We start from the raw sequence: 1910 nt of genomic DNA, 5'->3' as shown, positions 1-1910 counted from the left end.
CACCGGTGCCGCTGGAGACGCTGGAGACGGGGACGGCGCGTAGACGGGGGGGGGAGGTCAACCGTTCGGGACCGTCGAGCGGTTCACGCCACTTTCCCGCCCCACGCGGCACACCCGCCCCACGCGCGGCGGCGGGAGAATCCTTCCGCCGCGACGGCGTCAGCGCTTGGCGACGAAGACGTGGGAGGCGATGTCCGCCTCCAGTTCGGCCGCCTCGCCGCTGCTGCCGACCAGGACGCCACCCGGCGACTCGGTCACGCTCACCACGGCGCCCGGCTGCACACCCGCCCGGCGCAGCGTGTACATCAACTGCGCGTCCGTCTGGATCGGTTCGCCGATGCGCCGTACGACCGCCGTCTTGCCATCGGCCCCCGCGTCGAGATCCATCAGGCTCACCATGCCGGCGTCGATGAACGGGTCCACCTCGGACTTCTCGCCCAGCTCCTCCAGGCCCGGGATCGGGTTCCCGTACGGCGACTCGGTGGGGTGGCGCAGCAGTTCCAGCACCCGGCGCTCCACCGCCTCGCTCATCACGTGTTCCCAACGGCAGGCCTCCGCGTGGACCTGCTCCCACTCCAGACCGATGACGTCGACGAGCAGACACTCGGCCAAGCGGTGCTTGCGCATCACGCGCGTGGCCAGCCTGCGGCCCTCCTCGGTCAGCTCCAGGTGACGGTCGCCGGCGACCGTCACCAGGCCGTCCCGCTCCATCCGCGCCACCGTCTGGCTCACCGTCGGCCCGCTCTGGTCGAGCCGCTCGGCGATCCGGGCACGCATGGGGACCACACCTTCCTCCTCGAGCTCCAGGATGGTGCGGAGATACATCTCCGTGGTGTCGATCAGTCCGGACATGCGTGCCCCTCGATGAGTCGTGCGGGTGGCCCTGACCCCAATTCTGACGCATCCCACCGACAACCGGGCCCGGCCGGGGCCGCGCGGTATTGACAGGCGGCGCTCCCGGTCGCAACGTGATCTCCGCCCGTGGGGCGCGTACCCGTTCATTGGGGTACGAAAGAACCGGACGGAAGGGGCCTCAGCGGCGATGAGCGAGGGCGAGAGCGCGGGCGGGGACCGGGACGGGGACCTGGGTGGGGACCACGGCGGGAGCAAGCTGGCCGGGCAGTTCTTCGACGCCGCCATCGAGCTGCTGCGGAAGGTGCGCGACGAGGAGGCGGAACGGATCGCCGCGGCCGGGACGATGATCGCCGACACGGTCGCCGACGGCGGACGGCTCTTCGCCTTCGGCGCGGGCCACTCCTCGCTCCCCGCCCAGGACGTCGTCTACCGCGCGGGCGGCCTCGCCCTGATGAACCTGCTCGCCGTGCCGGGCGTGGTCGGGGTCGACGTGCAGCCGGCGACGCTCGGCAGCGCGCTGGAGCGGGTGGACGGGCTCGCCGGGGCCGTCCTCGACACCAGTCCGGCCCGGCCGGGCGACCTGCTCGTGATCATCTCGCTCTCCGGGCGCAACCAACTGCCCGTCGAGATGGCGATGAACGCGCGGGCGCTGGGCCTGAAGGTGATCGGCGTGACGTCGGTCGCCTACGCGACGGGGACGCGCTCGCGGCACACGTCCGGCACGTTCCTCAAGGACCACTGCGACCTCGTCCTCGACAGCAAGATCGCGGTCGGGGACGCGGAGTTGACGGCCGACGGCATCGACGCGCCGTTCGCACCCGCGTCGACGGTGGTGACGAGCGCGCTGATGCAGGCGGTCATGGCGACCGCGGCGGGCTCGCTCGCGGCGCGCGGCGTCACCCCGCCGCTGCTCCGCTCGGGAAACGTGGACGGCGGCCACGAGTGGAACGGCCGCGTACTGGACGAGTACGCACCCCGCATCTTCTTCCGGCGATAGCCGGACCGGTCCCCGGCACCAGGTGCGGCCCAAGCGCGGCCACGCTCCGGAACAAGGG

The 1910-nt window shown here is 72.1% G+C and carries 2 protein-coding genes; one reads left to right on the top strand and one right to left on the bottom strand.

The window, feature by feature from the left end:
- Positions 1 to 159: 159 nt before the first annotated feature.
- Positions 160 to 852 carry an iron-dependent transcriptional repressor DtxR gene (locus tag AOK16_RS22545; protein WP_055473992.1) on the bottom strand — a complete coding sequence of 231 codons (693 nt, stop codon included), beginning with the start codon at positions 850 to 852 and terminating at the stop codon, positions 160 to 162.
- A gap of 190 nt (positions 853 to 1042) precedes the next feature.
- Between AOK16_RS22545 and AOK16_RS22540 the strand changes: the two genes are divergently transcribed.
- The gene (locus AOK16_RS22540; RefSeq protein WP_079101666.1) at positions 1043 to 1852 is read left to right on the top strand and encodes an SIS domain-containing protein; all 810 of its coding nucleotides are present in this window, start codon (positions 1043 to 1045) and stop codon (positions 1850 to 1852) included.
- Positions 1853 to 1910: the final 58 nt, after the last annotated feature.

The organism is Streptomyces pathocidini (genome assembly GCF_001418495.1).
GTDB classification, from domain to species: Bacteria; Actinomycetota; Actinomycetes; order Streptomycetales; family Streptomycetaceae; genus Streptomyces; species Streptomyces pathocidini.
Note: the sequence above shows the minus strand (reverse complement) of the source record. Positions and strands in the feature narration are given on the sequence as shown.

Coding starts and splice junctions, on each gene's coding strand:
- AOK16_RS22545 (WP_055473992.1), bottom strand. CDS start 852: ATGTCCGGACTGATCGACACCACGGAGATGTATCTCCGCACCATCCTG.
- AOK16_RS22540 (WP_079101666.1), top strand. CDS start 1,043: ATGAGCGAGGGCGAGAGCGCGGGCGGGGACCGGGACGGGGACCTGGGT.